Source organism: Tepidiphilus baoligensis (genome assembly GCF_012911495.1).
In the GTDB taxonomy this organism is placed as follows: domain Bacteria; phylum Pseudomonadota; class Gammaproteobacteria; order Burkholderiales; family Rhodocyclaceae; genus Tepidiphilus; species Tepidiphilus olei.
In genome coordinates this window covers 1-17,175 of the sequence record NZ_JAAAUB010000006.1, presented here as the reverse complement: position 1 = coordinate 17,175, position 17,175 = coordinate 1, and the positions used below count along the sequence as shown (strand labels likewise).

The following is a 17,175-nucleotide window of genomic DNA, read 5'->3' as shown; positions in this document are numbered from 1 at the left end:
GACATCACTACATCATACTGCTACCAGCCGCCCCGACTCCAGCACGAGCCGGCGGTCGAGCCGGGCGGCCAGGCGCTCGTCGTGGGTGACGACCACCAGCGCCATGCCGCGCGTGCGGGTGAGCGAGAGCAGCAATTCGAAGACACGCTCGGCGTTCGTCCGGTCGAGGTTGCCGGTGGGTTCGTCGGCGAGCAGGCAGAGTGGCTCGGTGACCAGCGCCCGGGCGATCGCCACGCGCTGGCGCTCACCGCCCGAGAGCTGGGACGGGAAATGCGCGAGGCGCGCCTCCAGCCCGACTTCACACAGCAGCGCCCGGGCCCGCTCTAGGGCCTCGGCTTTGGGCCGGCGCCGGATCATCCATGGCAGCGCCACGTTTTCGAGCGCGGTGAATTCCGGCAGCAGATGATGGAATTGATAGACGAAGCCGAGCATGGCATTGCGCAGCCGCCCGCGTGCCGCCTCGTCGAGCGCGAACACCGTCTGTCCCGACCAGCGCACTTCTCCGCTGCTCGGCCGATCGAGCCCGCCGAGCAGGTGCAACAAGGTGCTCTTGCCCGAACCCGAGGCGCCGACGATGGCCACTCGCTCGCCGGCCTGCACCGACAAATCCACGCCCTCGAGGATGGTGAGCGGTGCGCCCGCGTCGAGGTACACCTTGCTCAGCCCCTGCGCCTGGAGCACCGGAGCGTCGGGCATCGTCGTCTCACTCATGGCGTAGCGCCTCGGCCGGTTGCAGGCGCGAAGCGCGCCAGCTGGGATAGAGGGTGGCAAGCAGCGTGAGCACGAAAGAACCGGTGAGCACGCGCAGCACGTCGGCAGCGAGCACCTTCGAGGGCAACTCACTCAGGAAGTAGATCTCCTTGTTCCACAAGGTTGCCCCGGTGAGATGTTCGAGCGCCGGCACCACTACGTCGAGGTGGTGCGCGATCGCGAGCCCCAGCGCAAGCCCCGCCGTCAGCCCCAGCACACCGATGGTCGTGCCCTGCACGATGAAAATCGCCATGACGGAAGCCGGGCTCGCGCCCAGGGTGCGCAGAATGGCGATGTCGGCGGTCTTGTCCTGCACCGCCATCACCAGGGTCGAGACGATGTTGAACGCGGCGACCGCCACGATGAGAAAGAGGATGAGGGTCATCATCGTTTTCTCCAGCTGCACGGCGCGGAAGAAATTGGCGTGCGTCTGCGTCCAGTCGCGCAGCCACAGGCCGGCGGGCAGCGTCGGGGCGAGTTGGCGCACCACGGCCGGCGCAGCGAAGAGGTCGCGCACTTTCAGGCGCACCCCGGTAACCGCCTCGCCGTAGCGATAGAGCGCCTGGGCATCGCGCAGATGCACCAGCACCAGCCCCGAGTCGTATTCATACATACCCGATTCGAAAAGTCCAACCACGCGAAAAGCGCGCACCCGCGGCATGACACCCGCCAGCGTGGCCGTGGCCGTGGGCGCGATCAGCGTCACCTCGTCCCCCAGCCCCACGGCCAGGCGTCGGGCCAGATCCGTGCCCAGAATGATCCCGTAGGAATGAGGCTGCAAGGCATCGAGGCTGCCCGCCCGCAGATAATCGGCGAATTGGGCAACACCGCGCTCGAGCGAGGGCTCGATGCCCCGCACGCCCACCCCTTGCACGCGGCCATTGCCGCTCACCATCGCCTGTTCCTGGATGAAGGGCGCCGCCCCGAGCACCTCCGGATGACGCCGCACCCGATCGAGCACCGCCGGCCAGGCTTCAAGCATCCCCCTCTGGGACGACACCTCGATGTGCGAGGCGACCCCCAGGATGCGATGACGCAGTTCGTCCTGAAACCCGTTCATCACCGACAGCACCACGATGAGGGCGGCCACGCCCAGCATCAGGCCCAGCATGGAGACCAGCGAGATGAACGACACGAACGCGTTGCGCCCGCGCGTGCCGCGTTGCCGACGCGTATAGCGCCAGCCGATGAACCCTTCGTACATCGTTCCTTTTCCGTTTTCCGTGGGGCACGTCGTCGACGGTACAATCGCCCCATGATTCCGACCGTCGTCCTCCCCGGCTTGCTCTGGCCCAATGCCGGCGCGCACGGCCTGCTCGACGGCGTTGCGCACCCCACGCTCGAACGCTGGCTCGCCGTGGGCGCCTGCCGTCGCGAATCGCCGAGATCATACCGCGAAACGCTCGCCACCGTGCTGGGACCGGCGCCGGCCCCGCTCGCCGAGCTGCGCCGGAGAGGTGAAACAGGGGCGCCGCCTTCCCCCGGCGGTTTCCTGCTGTGCGCCGACCCGGTGACGCTGACGCTCGCGCGCGATCGCATCGTCGTCACCGAGCCGGGCGAAGCGGGACTCGACTCTGAAGAAGCCGCTGCCCTGGCCTCCGATCTCTCCGCCTGGCTCACGCAGCTCGCTCCAGAGTGGATCCTGGGATTCGAGCTCGCCACGCCGCAGCGCGGCTACTTGCGGCTCGCCGCTCCTGCCGAGGGGGTGCGTTTCGTCCCGCTCGACGAAGCCTCCGGCCGCTCGCTCGACCTCCTTTTACCCCAAGGGGAAGACGCCCGGCGCTGGCGACGCTTGATGAACGAAATCCAGGTCTGGTTGCACGCACATCCCGTCAATGCCGAACGCCGCCGCCGGGGATGGCCCACCCTCGATTCTCTGTGGTTGTGGGGCAACGAACAGCCCGCGGCGAACGCCGTCCCTTTCCGCCGCGTGCTCGGCATGGATACGCTCGATCCCCTCGCACGCGGCTGGGCGAGTGCCGCCGGACACGACCTCGTGCTCGCCGGGCACGACACGGGTCAGACGTTCGACGTGGCGCTCCTCGATGCCGCCGAAGCCCCTTGCCGACGGCTCGACCTCACCGCCTGGCGTACGGCCCTCGCCGCCCTCGATCGCGACTGGCTCGCCGGGTTCGAAGCCCGCTTGCCGCGCCTCTCGCTCCTGCTGCCCGGCGACAAGGCGAGCGTGCGCCTGGAGATCACCCCATCGTGCCGCCGCCTCGCTCCTTTGCGCCGCCTTTTTCGCCGCCCGCACACACTCGCGCGGCTGCTGGAGGAAACCGCCCAATGACCCCCCGTCCCACCGTCCGCCCCACGCCGCGCCGTGCCCTGGAGCGACTGCTCGAAGCCGGCATCGACCCCCTGCTCGCCCGCCTCTACGCCGCCCGCGGCATCGAGCACCCCGCCGAGACCGACACGGCGCTCACACGCCTTCTGCCGCCCGAAGCGATGAAAGGCACGCGTGAGGCGGCCGAGCTGTTGGCCGATGCGATCGAAGCGCAGGCACGCATCGTGGTCGTCGGCGACTACGACTGCGACGGCGCCACCGCCACCGCCGTGGCCGTACGCGCGTTGCGCGCCCTGGGGGCCCGGGCCGATTTCCTCGTCCCCAACCGCTTCACCTACGGCTACGGGCTCTCGCCCGAGATCGTGGCACTCGCGGCCGAACGTTTCGCACCGGACGTGCTCATCACGGTCGACAACGGCATCGCCAGCGTCGAAGGGGCTGCGGCCGCCCGGGCGCTCGGCATGAGCCTCGTGATCACCGACCACCACCTTCCCGGCGACGTCCTGCCCGAAGCCGACGCCATCGTCGATCCCAATCAGCCTGGCTGCGACTTCCCCAGCAAGGCAATCGCCGGCGTAGGGGTGATCTTCTACGTGATGCTGGCCCTGCGCGCCGAGCTGCGCCAGCGCGGCGCGTTCGCAGCCCGCCCCGAACCCAATCTCGCGCAGCTCCTCGATCTCGTCGCCTTGGGGACGGTGGCCGACGTCGTACGGCTCGATCACAACAACCGCATCCTCGTCACCCAGGGACTGAGCCGCATCCGCGCCGGCCGGATGCAACCGGGCATGCGCGCCCTCTTCCAGGTGGCTCGGAGAGACCCCGCCCGCGCCACCGCCCAGGATCTGGGATTCTTTCTCGGCCCCCGCCTCAACGCCGCCGGACGGCTGGAAGACATGAGCCTGGGCATCGCCTGCCTGCTCGAGGACGACCCGAGCCGCGCGCTGGAACTCGCCCAGCGGCTCGAAGACATCAACCGGGAACGGCGCGGGATCGAGGCGCAGATGCGCGAGCAGGCCGAGCTCGCGCTCGATGCCCTCGCGCTCGAGGGTCGCGCCACGCTCACGCTCTTTCATCCCGAGTGGCATCAGGGCGTGATCGGCATCGTCGCCGGGCGCATCAAGGAGCGCTACCATCGCCCCGTCTTCGCCTTTGCCCCGGGCGATGAAGATCTGCTCAAGGGCTCCGGCCGCTCCGTCCCCGGACTGCACTTGCGCGATGCGCTAGACTGGATCAGCAAGAAACACCCCGGGCTGTTGCTGCGCTTCGGCGGACACGCCATGGCCGCCGGCGTGACCCTGCGCGCCGCCGACCTCGCCCGCTTCGAGCAGGCGTTCGAAGAGGCGGCGCACACGATCGGCACCGAAGCGCTGGGCGTGGCGGAGCTGCCCACCGACGGGTCGCTTCCGCTCGAAGCGCTCACGCTCGCCACCGTCGGCCGGCTCGAGGGCGAAGTCTGGGGACAGGGTTTCCCCCCGCCGGTTTTTCTCGACGCCTTCACGGTCACCGAACAGCGCCTCCTCAAGGACGCGCACCTGCAGCTCAAGCTGCGCCGTGCCCGCCAATCGTGCGAGGCGATCTTCTTCGGCCATGCCGAACCGCTGCCCTCCGAGGTCGAGCTCGCCTACCGTCCCATACGCGATGCGTGGAACGGCGTCGAGCGGCTGCGGCTGCAGATCGAACTCGCCCGTCCCGCCGGGGTCGAAGCCGGCAGCGTATAATCCCCGAGCAAAATTTTTACTCATTTTCCAGGAGAAACGATGGACGCCCAAGCGATCAACGAACTCGAAGCCCGAATCCATGGCCTCGCCGAGCGCGGCGCCGACTTACGGAGGTATCTTTGACTACGCCGAGAAGAAAAGCCGGCTCGAAGAAGTCAACCGCGCCCTCGAAGACCCCGCCGTATGGAACGACCCCGAGCAGGCCCAAAAACTCGGCAAGGAAAAGCGCGAACTCGAAGACGTCGTCCTGACGCTCGACGAAGTGGCCGACTCGGCCCAGGCGCTCGCCGAGCTCTTCGAACTCGCCAATGAAGAAAACGACGAGGCCTCGCTCGAGCAGCTCATCCCCGAGGTCGACGCGCTGGATGCGAAGCTGCACGAGCTCGAACTGCGCCGGATGTTCTCCGACCCGATGGATCCGGGCAACTGCTTCATCGAGATCCAGGCCGGCGCCGGCGGCACCGAAGCCCAGGACTGGGCGGCGATGCTCGAGCGCATGTACCTGCGCTACTGCGAGCGCAAAGGCTTCCAGACCGAACTGCTCGAAGAATCCGAAGGAGAAGTGGCCGGCATCAAGAGCGCGACCATCAAGGTCAACGGCCCCTACGCCTACGGGCATCTGCGCACCGAAACGGGCATCCACCGCCTGGTGCGCAAGAGCCCCTTCGACTCCAACGCCCGACGGCACACCAGTTTCGCCTCGGTCTTCGTCTACCCCGAAGTCGACGACTCCATCGAGATCGAGATCAACCCGGCGGATCTGCGCATCGATACCTACCGCGCCTCGGGCGCGGGCGGGCAGCACGTCAACCGGACCGACTCGGCCGTACGCATCACCCACCTGCCCACCGGCATCGTCGTCCAATGCCAGAACGACCGCTCCCAGCACAAGAACCGGGCCGCGGCCATGTCCATGCTGCGCGCCCGCCTCTATGAGCACGAACTGCGCAAGCGCCGCGAGGAACAGCAAAAGCTCGAAGAGAGCAAGAGCGACATCGGCTGGGGGCACCAGATCCGCTCCTACGTGCTCGACCAGTCGCGCATCAAGGACCTGCGCACCGGCTATGAGGTGGGCAACACCCAGGCCGTGCTCGACGGCGATCTCGACGGCTTCATCGAAGCCTCGCTCAAACAGGGCGTCTGACCGGAAGCGAACCAACGATGGCGATCTATACCAATCCCGAAGACCACGAAAAGATGCGAGTCGCTTCGCGGCTGGCCGCCCAAGTGCTCGACTACATCGCCCCCTACGTGCAGCCGGGCGTCACCACCGAGGAGCTCGACCGGCTCTGTCACGACTACATGGTCAACGTCCAGGGCACCATCCCCGCGCCGCTCAACTACACCGGCGGCGGCAGCCGGCCCTACCCCAAGTCGATCTGCACCTCGGTCAACCACGTCGTCTGCCACGGCATCCCCGCGCCGAAGAAACTGAAGAAAGGCGACATCCTCAACATCGACATCACCGTCATCAAGGACGGCTGGCATGGTGATACCAGCCGCATGTTCATCGTCGGCGGCGAGACGAGCATCCTCGCCAAACGGCTGGTGGAGGTGACGTTCGAGTGTATGTGGCTGGGTATCGCCCAAGTGCGGCCCGGGGCGCGCCTGGGCGACATCGGCGCCGCCATCCAGCACCATGCCGAACGCCACGGCTTCTCCGTGGTGCGCGAATACTGCGGCCACGGCGTGGGGCGCAAGTTCCACGAAGACCCGCAGGTGCTGCACTACGGCAAAGCCGGCACCGGCATCGAGCTCAAGCCCGGCATGATCTTCACCATCGAACCGATGATCAACGCCGGCCGCGCGGCCACCTCGGTGCTGCCCGACGGCTGGACCGTCATCACCAAGGATCGCAGCCTCTCGGCGCAATGGGAACACGCGGTGCTGGTCACCCACACCGGCGTGGAAGTACTCACCGTCTCGCCCGGCTGCCCGCCGCCGCCCGAGATCGTGCGCGAGCGCTTCGGCCATGGCTTCATCGGCTGAACACCTCGCCCCGCTCAAGGACGAACTCGCCACGGGGCGCGAAGCGTTCGCGCGCGCCTTCCTCGAAGGCTCCCTCTCGCCGGCGCGCTATCTCGCGCGCCACGCGCACCTGGTCGACGAAACCCTGCGCCGCCTGCTCGAAACCCATCCCTTGCCGCGCGGCGCGGCGCTCCTGGCCGTGGGCGGCTACGGCCGCGGCGAACTCTACCCCCACTCCGACATCGACGTCCTCATCCTGCTGGCCCAAACGGCGGATGCCGAAGACGAGGCACGGGTGCACGCACTCGTGGCGGCGCTGTGGGACGTGGGCTTGCAGGTCGGGGCGAGCGTGCGCACGATCGAACAGTCGCTCGCGCTCGCCGACGAGGACATCACGGTCGCCACCACGCTCCTAGAAACGCGGCTGCTTGCCGGCTCGCGCACGCTCTACCACGCGTTCCGCGAACGCTACCGTACCTGGCTCGACCCACGATCCTTTTATGAAGCCAAGCGCCAGGAACAGGAACAGCGCCACGCCCGCATGCTCGGCTCACCCTTCGCGCTCGAGCCCAATTGCAAGGAACACCCCGGCGGATTGCGCGACCTGCAGCTCCTCATCTGGATCGCCCGGGCGCTCGGTTATCGGGGCGGCTGGGCGGCGCTTGCCACCAAAGGTCTGCTCACCCCCGCCGAAGCGCAGGCGCTGTCGCGCTGCCAGAGTTTCATCGCCCGTGTGCGCATCCATTTGCACTTACTCGCACGCCGCGCCGAAGACCGCTTATTGTTCGATCATCAAGAGAAACTCGCACAGTGCCTGGACATTGCCGGACAGGATGGTCGTCGCCCGGCCGAAGTCTTCATGCAGCGTTACTACCTCACCGTCAAGCAGGTGTTACAGCTCAACGCCATCCTCATGGCTACTTTCGCCGAAGCCCTCTTCCCCGAGCGCCAGCGCCTGCCCTTCCCCATCAACGAGCGGTTCCAGCAGCGGGGCGACCGGCTCGACGTGGTGAGCGAGGACACTTTCGTACGTCACCCCGAGGCGCTCCTCGAAGTCTTCCTGCTGCTCGCACAAAGAAGCGAGCTCACCGACCTCACCGCTCGCACCCTGCGTCTGCTGTGGGCACACCGCGAGCTCATCGACGACGCCTATCACCTCGAACCCCGCCACCAGGCACTCTTCCTCGACCTCCTGAAACAGCGCCGCGGCATCGTGCATGGCCTGCGGCGGATGAATCAGTTCGGCATCCTCTCGCGCTACCTCCCTCCCTGGCGGCGCATCATCTGCCAGATGCAGTACGACCTCTACCACGCCTACACCGTCGATACCCATACGCTGATGGTCGTACGCAACCTGCGCTGCTTCACCATGGGCGAACACGCGCACGAATATCCGGCGATGAATGCGCTGATGTTCGAGTTCGGGCAACCCTGGCTGCTCTACCTCGCCGCGCTCTTCCACGACATCGGCAAGGGACGGGGTGGGGATCACAGCCTCATTGGCGCGGAAGAGGCCGAACGATTCTGCCGCGAACACCGGCTCGATTCGTCAGACGCCGAACTCGTCGTCTGGCTCGTGCGCCATCATCTGGAAATGTCACGTACGGCGCAGAAAGAAGACATCAGCGATCCTGAGGCCGTGGCGCGCTTCGCCACGCTGGTGGGGGACGAACGTCGCCTCATCGCCCTCTATCTCCTCACCCACGCCGACATCCGCGGCACCAGCCCCAAAGTGTGGACTCCGTGGAAAGAACGGCTACTGCACGATTTGTTCGAAGCGACGCGCCGCCACCTGCGTCAGAGCCGTCAAGGAATCGCGCACGATCCGCTCACCACCCGGCTCGAAGACGCCCGCCGTTTGCTGCGATTCCACGGCCTGCGCCCCGAGGCCGAGACCCCATTCTGGCACACGCTAGATACCGCCTACTTCCTGCGCCACTCCCCCGAAGAGATCGCCTGGCACACCCGCATCCTCTACGGACGCTTCCAACAGGAAGAGCCGATAGTACGCGCACGGCTGTCGCCGGAGGACGGCGGCATCCAACTCATGGTCTATACGCGCGACGCCCCCGAGCTGCTCTTGCGGCTCATCGCCTACCTCACTCAGCTCGGGCTCGAAGTCTGGGAAGCGAAAATCCACACCACCCATGCCGGCCACGCGCTCGACAGCTTCGTGCTACGGCCTCCGAACGATCTGCCGGCGCGTGAACTCCTGCCCTTACTCGAATACGAACTCCCGCGTCGGCTGAGCCAGCCAGGCTCTCCCCCCGAGCCCGATCTCGGCAGCAGGCGCCTTCCACGGCTGGTACGCCACTTCCCCTTTACCCCGCAAATCCAGCTCAATCCAGACGAACGGGGCCTACACTACGTCCTCAACGTCACCGCCATCGATCAGCCCGGGCTGCTCTATAAAATCGTGCGCACCCTGGCACGTCACGGGATCGCCATCGACATGGCGCGCATCGACACGCTGGGCGAGCGTGCCGAAGACACATTCCTCATTCGCGGCGACGCGCTCGAATCCCCGCAACGACGCCACGCGCTGGTCAGCGAACTCACCCGTGCGATCGACTTGTCTCAAGCGGCAAAATAGACCCAAACCACGAAAGCCAACGCCAAGCGATACCACGCGAAACCGATGAACGAGTGACGCGCGATGAAGCCGAGCAGGAAGCGCACCGCCGCCAAGGCCGAAACGAAGGCCACGGCAAAACCCACGGCGATCGCAGCGAGATCGTCTCCGTTGAGCATCGACCAGTTCTTCGCCACGTCATAGATCACCGCCGCGAACATCGTCGGGATCGCCAGGAAGAACGAGAATTCCGTCGCTGCCTGACGCGACAGACCGAACGCCATCCCGCCGATGATCGTCGCCCCCGAGCGCGAGGTGCCCGGGATCAAGGCCAAGCTCTGCGCAAACCCCACTTTCAAGGCATCGCGTATCCGCATGTCGTCGACGCTATGGATGCGCGGTGCGGGTCGCCATCGCTCCACCACGAAGATGAGCACCGCCCCCAACGCCAGCGCGAGAGCCACCATCGGAGGGTTGAAGAGATGCGCCTTGATCGCCTTGTGCGCCAAGAGCCCGATCACTGCCGCAGGCAAAAAAGCAACGCAAAGGTTGACGAGGAAACGCCGTGCAGCGGGATCATGCCCCACGCCCCGGGCCACTCTGAAGAGCCGATCGCGGTAATACCAGCACACGGCCAGAATCGCCCCGAGCTGGATCGCCACGTTGAAGACTTTGCTCGCCTCGTCCGTGTGTCCCAGCAGATCCTGCACGATGATGAGGTGTCCCGTCGACGAGATCGGCAAGAATTCCGTCGCCCCTTCCACCAGTCCCAAGAGCGCCGCTTCCCACCAAGTCATCCCCGCCATCGATATCCCCTTCCGTCACCCACCCACGAACCTCAGCCACAGCACCCCACCCCATACGAGCGCGGCGCACGCAATCGACAGCAGCACGGCGGCACTTCCCAGATCCTTCGCCCGCGCCACCAGCGGATGGGCTTCGGGATGCACCAGATCACACACCGCTTCGATCGCCGAATTGAGCAACTCCACGACCAACACCACCAAAGTCGCCGCGACCAACAAAGCTCGCTCGACCGACGTTCGTCCCAACAGCAAGGCGAGTGGCACGGTCATCACGAAGACGAGCACCTCCTGGCGAAACGCCATTTCATGACGCCAGGCCGCACGCAATCCCTGCCAGGAATAGACGAAGGCGACGAGCGCATGCCGCCACCCTCCCTCGTTCTTGCGCACGATCCGTCCTCAGCCCGCCCGCTCGAAGCGCGCGATCGACTCGACGTGCGCCGTATGCGGGAACATGTTGGCCACCCCGGCCGATTCCAGCCGATAGCCCTTCTCATGCACCAGCACCGCCGCGTCGCGCGCGAGCGTGGCCGGATTGCACGAGACATAGACGATGCGCCGCGGCCCCCGGGCCGGATCGATCGCCTTGACGAGCTCGATCGCCCCGTCGCGCGGCGGATCGACCAGCCACTTGTCGAAGGCACCGAGCGCGGCGAGGCTGTCGGGCGTGACGGTGAAGAGGTTGGCGGCATCGAACCGGCAGCGTTCGGCCAGGCCGTTCGTATGCGCATTCTCCAGGGCGCGCGCCACCAGCGCCTCCGAACCCTCGATGCCCAGCACCTGCGCGCCCCGGCGGGCGATCGGCAGGCTGAAGTTGCCCAGCCCGCAGAAGAAATCGGCGATGCGCTCGCCCGGGCAGGGCTCCAGCAAGTCGATCGCGCGGCGTACCAGCAAGCGATTGACGGCCACGTTCACCTGGGTGAAATCGGTGGGCGTGAACCGCAGCGTCAGGCCGAACTCGGGCAGCCGGTAGGCCAGAGGCCGCCCCTCGCCGAGGAAGAGCGGGACGATCGAATCCGGCCCCTTCGGCTGCAACCACACCTGCACCCCGTGCCGCGCCCCGAAGGCGCGGAGCGCCTCCAAATCGACCGGCAGCAACGGCACCAGATGGCGAAAGACGAGGACGGTGGTCCCGTCGTCCCCCACCGCCACTTCCAGCTGGGGGATGCGGTCGGGGCAAGAGAGCTCGCCGATGAGGGTGCGCAGCGTCGGCAGCAGCGCCGAGACGTGCGGCGGCAGGATCTCGCAGCGCGTCATGTCAGCAATGTAGCTACTCTTGCGCTCGCGAAACCCCACGAGCACGCCGCCTTTCTTCGGCACCAGGCGCACCCCGATGCGCGCGCGGCTACGGTAGCCCCAGTAAGGCCCGTGGATTGGCGCGAGCAGCCGGGCGGGACGCACGCGAGCGATGTGCCACAGCGCGTCTTCCAGCACCCGCTGCTTGGCTGCCACCTGCGCCGCCGGTTCGAAATGCTGCAGGGCGCAGCCGCCGCACACGCCGAAGTGCGGGCAACGCGGCGCCACGCGCTGGCTGGAAGGGCGAACCACCCGCGTGAGCCGCCCCAGCTCGTAGCTCGGACGGCGCCGCACTACGGTGAACTCGACCAGCTCGCCGGGCAGCGCCCCTTCGATGAAGACGGCCTTGCCCTCGACGTGCGCCACGCCGCGACCCTCGAGATCGAGCGATTCGATGCGGACCCGATCCATCGACCCTACTGCAGTTCTTCGTAGAGCAGTTCGAGGATCTGCTTGGCCGTCTTCGAGGTATCGGGCTGGCTGTCCAGAGTCAGTACCTGAACCACGGACTTGTCCCCCTGCCCGGAAACGCTCACCCGATACTGGGTATTCTGCTGCGGCTTGTCGCTGCCTCGCCAAAAGGCCAGACGCGATAGCCAGCCACCGCTCTGGCCGCTATCGAAGTCCGGATCGAGATAGCGCACGGTGTAGATACCCTCCGCCGGATCGCGATCCTCGACGGTAAAGCCGATCCGATCCAGCGCCAGCCCCGTGCGTCGCCATGCCCGGTCGAAGTTATCGTCGACGACGAGGCGGGCGACATTGCCATCGGTTTCGAGCCGCGCGCGCAGGTTGGGCCGAGCTTGCGCCAGCATCTGCTGCGCTTGCTCTTCCTTGACTCCGAGGTAGACCATGAGGCGGCGCAACATCTCGGCCTCCAGATCGGGATCGGGCGGACGCGGTTGCCAGATGGTACGGTCTTTGGCCTCGGTCGGGTAAATCTCCTGCATGCCGCGATGCGAGATGTAGATCTCGATCTCACCCGGCTTCTTGCCCGGTTCGATGCGCATGCGGAATTTGTCGCGCTCGGGCGTGGAGTAGAGGCTGTCGATGAGCTTGCCGAGCGTATTGCGGATGAAGTCTTGGGGGATTTTCGCGCGATTCTCCGCCCAATCGGTCTCGAGCACGCCGATGTCGGGTCGATCGACCGCCAGCGAAAAGCCCATCGTGAGCCAGAAATCCCGCAGTTTCGGCCAAAGTGCATCGGGCGTGCCCTCGACCACGAGCCAGCGCTGCGTGCCGGCGCGCTCGATGCGCATCCCCTCCTTCGGCTCGACCAGCACCTCGCGCTGCGAGGCGTCTTTGGGCGCGTTGCGCTCGGCGACGTAGGTCGAGAACGTGGCCCCCCCCTTTCCCGCCGTGGTCGGCACGACGAAACGGTCTTCCTTGGCCGGAGAGACGAGATCGGGCGGCACCTCGAGCGGTGCCACCTTCTGCTCACTGCGGTAATCGATTTTTTTGCCTTGGAGCAGCTCATTGCTGCTGCAACCGGAGAGCACGCCGACGGCCGCCAGCGCCGCGAGCGAGCCGGCCAGTTCGCGTGAGAAGAAAGGCTTCATGCAGTCGTTTCCAGAATTCAAAGCGAGAGAGTAATACCAGCGCGCGCCAGGGCGGCGCGGACGCGGTCGTGGTAATCCGGCGAGAGCGTGGTGAGAGGCAAACGGATGCCATCGGCGATCCGACCCATGCGCGCCAGCGCCCATTTCACCGGAATGGGATTGGCCTCGCAGAAGAGGTCGCGGTGCAGGCCGACCAGGCGGCGGTTGCACTCGCGTGCCCGCGCGGCATCGCCCGCCACCGCCGCCGTGCACATCTCGTGCATCAAGCGGGGGGCGACGTTGGCAGTGACCGAAATCGTGCCGTGGCCGCCGAGCAGCATGAACGCCATCGCCGTCATGTCGTCGCCCGAGTAGAGGAGGAACCCCTCGGGCGCCCGGTCGATGAGATCGCACGCACGATCGAGGTTGGCGGTGGCATCCTTGATGCCGACGATGTTGGGAATCTGCGCCAAGCGCAAGGTCGTGTCGTTGGCCAGATCGGCCACGGTGCGCCCCGGCACGTTGTAGAGGATCATCGGCAGATCCACCGCTTCCGCGATGGCACGAAAATGGCGGTAGAGCCCCTCCTGCGTCGGACGGTTGTAATACGGCACGACCGAGAGATGCGCCGTGGCTCCGGCCTCCTGCGCCGCTTGGGCGAGGTAGATCGCCTCGCTCGTGGAATTGGCCCCCGTGCCGGCGATGATGGGAATACGCCCGGCGGCGTGCGCCACGGCCACACGAATGAGCTCGACGTGTTCCTCGAACGACACGGTGGGCGATTCGCCCGTGGTGCCGACCACGACGATGGCGTCGGTCCCTTCGGTGATGTGCCAATCGATCAGGGATTTGAATCGCTCCCAGTCGAGGCTGCCGTCTTCGTGCATGGGGGTGACGATCGCGACCAGTGAGCCGGTGATGCGGTTCATGCGAGCGGTTCCTGCAAAGAATTGCGCAAAGGTTGTATTGTACGTTGGAGACTCAGCTTTCCGCGAGCGCCTTGATATGGGCGACGGCCGCGCGTGCGAGCGAAGATAGATTGTACCCACCTTCGAGCGTCGAGACGATGCGCCGATGCCCACACTCCTTCGCGACATCGACGAGTTGCTGCGTCACCCATGCGTAATCGTTCTCGACGAACCCCAGACTGCCCATATCGTCTTCGTAATGAGAATCGAACCCGGCCGAGATGAAGATCATCTGCGGCTGGTGTTCGCGTAAAGCGGGTATCCAAAGGTCCCAAACGATTTGACGAAAGGCGTCGCCCCGGGTTCCCGCCGGTACCGGTACGTTGACCATGTGTTTGGGCGTATCCTCGGTACCGCTATAGGGATAGAACGGATGCTGGAAGATGCTCACCATCACCACCCGAGGATCGTCGCGGAAGATGTCCTCGGTGCCATTGCCGTGGTGTACGTCGAAATCGACGATGGCCACGCGTTCGAGCCCGTGGGCTTCCAGCGCGTGCAGGGCTGCCACCGCCACGTTGTTGAAGAAACAAAACCCCATGGCCTTGGCGCGTTCGGCGTGATGACCAGGCGGACGCACGAGGCAAAAAGCGTTCTCCACTTCCCCCTTCATCACCAGATCGACGGCGAGCACACCGGCGCCGGCCGCGCGCAACGCCGCGCGCAGGGTGTGTGGATTCATGGCCGTGTCCGGGTCGAGGTGAACCAAACCCTTTTCTGGTGCGCTCGCAGCGAGCGCATCGAGATATTCGGCGGTGTGCGCCCGCAGGAGGTGCTCACGCTCGGCCAAAGGCGCATCGTAATAGACGAGATACTGGTCGAGACCGGTGGCGATCAGCCGATCCTGGATCGCCGCCAGCCGCTCGGGACATTCGGGGTGATAGGAACCCATCTCGTGCAAGGCGCAATCGCGATGGGTGATCAGGGCGGTCATCGTCATCGTGGGGATCCCCTCCATGAGCGGACGAGCTCCCGAGACCGTCTCCTCCCTCTGGCCCGTCCGTATCGGCTATTATCGGGTCTTTCCCCCCGGCTGGCAATCTCCCTCCGATGAGCCCCTCGACCACTCCGCTCCACGAACGTCTTCGTACGATCCGTCGCGCCCTCGAATCCGTGCTCCTGGGAAAAGAGAAAACGATTCGCCTGGCGCTCGCCGGGCTGCTCGCCGGCGGGCATCTCCTCCTCGAAGACCTGCCCGGCGTCGGCAAGACGACTCTGGCACAGGCGCTCGCCCGTGTCTTCGGACTCGACTTCGGACGCGTCCAGGGCACGAACGACCTCCTGCCTTCCGACTTGCTCGGTCTTTCGGTCTTCGACGAAGTCGGGCGCGAGCTGCGTTTCGTGCCGGGACCGATCTTTCATCAAGTACTGCTCGCCGACGAGCTCAACCGCGCCTCGCCCAAGACGCAGAGCGCCCTGCTCGAAGCGATGGCCGAGCGCCAGGTGACCATCGACGGAGTCACACACGCCCTGCCCGAACCTTTCTGCGTCATCGCCACGCAGAACCCCCTCGAACAGGTGGGCACTTACCCCTTGCCGGAGAGCGAGCTGGATCGCTTCCTGCTGCGCCTGGAAATCGGCTATCCGCCGCCGGAAGTAGAAAAACGCCTGCTGGCCGGAGAAGGCGGCGCCGCGGCCTTGGCCGCCCTGCGCCCGTTGGCGGACGCCACCGAGTTGCGTGCCTGGCAAGCCGACGTGCGTTCCCTGACGGTGCGCGAGGCGCTCCTCGACTACGTGCTCTCACTCGTACAGGAGACGCGCACGCATCCGGGCGTAAGGCTAGGCTTGAGCCCCCGCGGGGGACTTGCCCTGCTCGCCGCGGCCCGTGCCCATGCCTTCCTCGCGGGCCGAGACTTCGTCTTGCCCGAAGACGTGCAAGCCGTGTTCGTCGCCGCCACAGCCCATCGCCTGGTGCTGCGCAGTGGCGAACGCGAAGCCTGCACGAACACGGCCCTGCGAATTCTCTCCACGGTGCCGGTGCCATGAGCCTGCGTGCCGTTTCGATCTGGCGCAACTGGCTGGAGCGCTGGCAGCGCCGCCGCGCTTCCGCCTCCGAAGGCACGATCACCGTCACCCACCGCACCCTCTACATCCTCCCTACCGCGGCCGGGGTGGGATTCGCCCTTGCGCTAGTCGTGCTCTGGCTGCTCTCCATCAACTACCTCCTTTCCCTGGGTCACGCCCTCGTCTTCTGGCTTGCGGCCGTTGCGGTCGTGGCGATTCCTTCCACCGCCGCCACGCTGCGTGGCGTGACGATCGAGGTGAGCGAACCCGAAGCCGTTTTCGCCGGCGAACACGTGCGCTGGCCGGTCACGCTACGCGCCCACACGGCGCGTTTGCGTCCTTTGGCGCTCAGTGCACCCGATGCGCACGCCTTCGCCGTGCTCACGCCTACCGCGGGATCCGTACGGGTTTTTCTCGAGCAGGAAGCCGGGCAGCGCGGCCTGCGTCGCCTTGGACGCCTCACCGTCGCCACGCGTCACCCTTTCGGCTGGTTCCGCGCCTGGACGGTGCTCTGGCCTACGGTCACCGCCTGGGTCTATCCCCGGCCCGAGCCCGAGGCTCCACCGTGGAGCGTCGCTGCGGCCACGACCGACGGAGCGAGCGCACACGCTCGACGCCTTCGCTCCGGGGAAGAAGACTTCGACGACCTCCGACCTTGGAGGATGGGCGAGCCGTTGCAGCGGATCGTGTGGAAGATCGTCGCCCGCGGCGGTCCGCGCATGCTGGCCCGCAGAGAATCCCCCGCCAGTGGCTCCGTGTTGCTGCGCTGGAGCGACACGCTCAGCGCAGGCGAGACGGAATCGCGCCTCTCACGTCTGTGCGCCTGGGTGCTCGCCGCCCATCGCCAAGGACTGGCTTTCGGCGTGGAATTACCAGGCATCATCGTACCCCCCAACCGGGGCGAATCCCATCTTCACGCCGTGCTCCGCCGTCTGGCACTTTTTCCATCGGAAACCTCATGAGCGAGTCCGCTCCGATCGCCCGACTGTTGCGCAGACTGAACCGGCTCACAGGCCGCCTTGCCGGTACCGCCGCCGCACCGCTCGCGCTGGCGCTCGTGCTCGCCTTGGGGAGCCAATTCGTCGAATTTCCTCTCGGCATCCAAGCCGGAGTCGCCCTGCTTGCCTTCGTCTGGTTCCTGCGCCGGCGCCGAGAGCTGGGAGCACTCGGCGGTTGGCGTCTGTGGCTGACGGGTTTGGCCTGCGCACTCGTCGTGCGTTGGCAATATCCTGAATCCGTGGGAAACCTGTCCCCGATCAATTGCAACC

At 66.3% G+C, this 17,175-nt stretch carries 16 protein-coding genes; 8 read left to right on the top strand and 8 right to left on the bottom strand.

Translation table 11 applies throughout. The features are described 5' to 3' along the window. Positions 1-12: 12 nt before the first annotated feature. Together GV368_RS05450 and GV368_RS05445 are read right to left on the bottom strand one after the other, a co-directional pair. On the bottom strand, positions 13-711 hold the full coding sequence (locus tag GV368_RS05450; RefSeq protein WP_169115796.1) for an ABC transporter ATP-binding protein: 699 nt from the start codon (positions 709-711) through the stop codon (positions 13-15). Further along, the gene (locus tag GV368_RS05445) at positions 704-1,954 is read right to left on the bottom strand and encodes a lipoprotein-releasing ABC transporter permease subunit (RefSeq protein WP_169115795.1); all 1,251 of its coding nucleotides are present in this window, start codon (positions 1,952-1,954) and stop codon (positions 704-706) included. Before GV368_RS05445 ends, GV368_RS05450 begins: the two co-directional genes overlap by 8 nt. 51 nt (positions 1,955-2,005) lie before the next feature. Between GV368_RS05445 and GV368_RS05440 the strand changes: the two genes are divergently transcribed. From GV368_RS05440 to GV368_RS05420, 5 genes are all read left to right on the top strand, one after another. Then, on the top strand, positions 2,006-3,040 hold the full coding sequence (locus tag GV368_RS05440) for a hypothetical protein (RefSeq protein ID WP_169115794.1): 1,035 nt from the start codon (positions 2,006-2,008) through the stop codon (positions 3,038-3,040). Next, the gene (gene recJ / locus GV368_RS05435) at positions 3,037-4,755 is read left to right on the top strand and encodes a single-stranded-DNA-specific exonuclease RecJ (protein ID WP_169115793.1); all 1,719 of its coding nucleotides are present in this window, start codon (positions 3,037-3,039) and stop codon (positions 4,753-4,755) included. Before GV368_RS05440 ends, recJ begins: the two co-directional genes overlap by 4 nt. Before the next feature lie 39 nt (positions 4,756-4,794). Continuing rightward, positions 4,795-5,899, top strand: a protein-coding gene (prfB, locus tag GV368_RS05430) for a peptide chain release factor 2 (protein WP_142804719.1) whose coding sequence is annotated in 2 segments (ribosomal slippage) — positions 4,795-4,875 and positions 4,877-5,899 — 1,104 coding nt in all. Because the reading frame shifts where the segments join, the coding sequence is not laid out codon by codon here. A gap of 17 nt (positions 5,900-5,916) precedes the next feature. Then, entirely contained in the window at positions 5,917-6,744 is an 828-nt protein-coding gene (gene map, locus GV368_RS05425; protein WP_169115791.1) for a type I methionyl aminopeptidase, read from the top strand. Continuing rightward, positions 6,728-9,316, top strand: coding sequence for a [protein-PII] uridylyltransferase (locus tag GV368_RS05420; RefSeq protein WP_169115790.1), 2,589 nt, complete (start codon positions 6,728-6,730; stop codon positions 9,314-9,316). The genes map and GV368_RS05420 overlap by 17 nt, the downstream gene beginning before the upstream one ends. Here GV368_RS05420 and GV368_RS05415 read toward each other — a convergent pair. Genes GV368_RS05415 through GV368_RS05390 form a run of 6 tightly spaced genes read right to left on the bottom strand, consistent with a single transcriptional unit; the run spans position 9,301 to position 14,843 of the window. After that, positions 9,301-10,101, bottom strand: a complete 801-nt coding sequence (locus tag GV368_RS05415) for an undecaprenyl-diphosphate phosphatase (protein ID WP_169115789.1) — start codon at positions 10,099-10,101, stop codon at positions 9,301-9,303. The two genes, GV368_RS05420 and GV368_RS05415, sit on opposite strands and share 16 nt — an antisense overlap. A 15-nt stretch (positions 10,102-10,116) precedes the next feature. Then, positions 10,117-10,494, bottom strand: a complete 378-nt coding sequence (locus tag GV368_RS05410; RefSeq protein ID WP_385916458.1) for a diacylglycerol kinase — start codon at positions 10,492-10,494, stop codon at positions 10,117-10,119. Between the two features lie 6 nt (positions 10,495-10,500). Then, complete coding sequence (gene rlmD / locus GV368_RS05405; RefSeq protein WP_169115788.1) at positions 10,501-11,808, bottom strand: 23S rRNA (uracil(1939)-C(5))-methyltransferase RlmD; 1,308 nt, start codon at positions 11,806-11,808, stop codon at positions 10,501-10,503. Between the two features lie 5 nt (positions 11,809-11,813). Further along, the gene (gene bamC, locus GV368_RS05400; RefSeq protein ID WP_142808994.1) at positions 11,814-12,956 is read right to left on the bottom strand and encodes an outer membrane protein assembly factor BamC; all 1,143 of its coding nucleotides are present in this window, start codon (positions 12,954-12,956) and stop codon (positions 11,814-11,816) included. Between the two features lie 17 nt (positions 12,957-12,973). Next, positions 12,974-13,864: a 4-hydroxy-tetrahydrodipicolinate synthase gene (dapA, locus tag GV368_RS05395; RefSeq protein ID WP_169115787.1), complete on the bottom strand. Its 891-nt coding sequence runs from the start codon at positions 13,862-13,864 to the stop codon at positions 12,974-12,976. A gap of 52 nt (positions 13,865-13,916) precedes the next feature. Beyond that, the gene (locus GV368_RS05390; RefSeq protein WP_169115786.1) at positions 13,917-14,843 is read right to left on the bottom strand and encodes a histone deacetylase family protein; all 927 of its coding nucleotides are present in this window, start codon (positions 14,841-14,843) and stop codon (positions 13,917-13,919) included. 110 nt (positions 14,844-14,953) lie between these two features. On the opposite strand from GV368_RS05390, the gene GV368_RS05385 reads away from it, so the two are divergent. The 3 genes from GV368_RS05385 to GV368_RS05375 form a co-directional block, all read left to right on the top strand. After that, complete coding sequence (locus GV368_RS05385) at positions 14,954-15,889, top strand: AAA family ATPase (protein WP_169115785.1); 936 nt, start codon at positions 14,954-14,956, stop codon at positions 15,887-15,889. Then, positions 15,886-16,869 (top strand): DUF58 domain-containing protein, encoded by a 984-nt coding sequence (locus GV368_RS05380; RefSeq protein ID WP_169115784.1) that lies wholly within the window; start codon positions 15,886-15,888, stop codon positions 16,867-16,869. Before GV368_RS05385 ends, GV368_RS05380 begins: the two co-directional genes overlap by 4 nt. Beyond that, positions 16,866-17,175 (top strand): hypothetical protein (locus tag GV368_RS05375; RefSeq protein WP_169115783.1); only part of this gene is annotated, 310 nt, incomplete at its 3' end. The genes GV368_RS05380 and GV368_RS05375, both read left to right, overlap by 4 nt.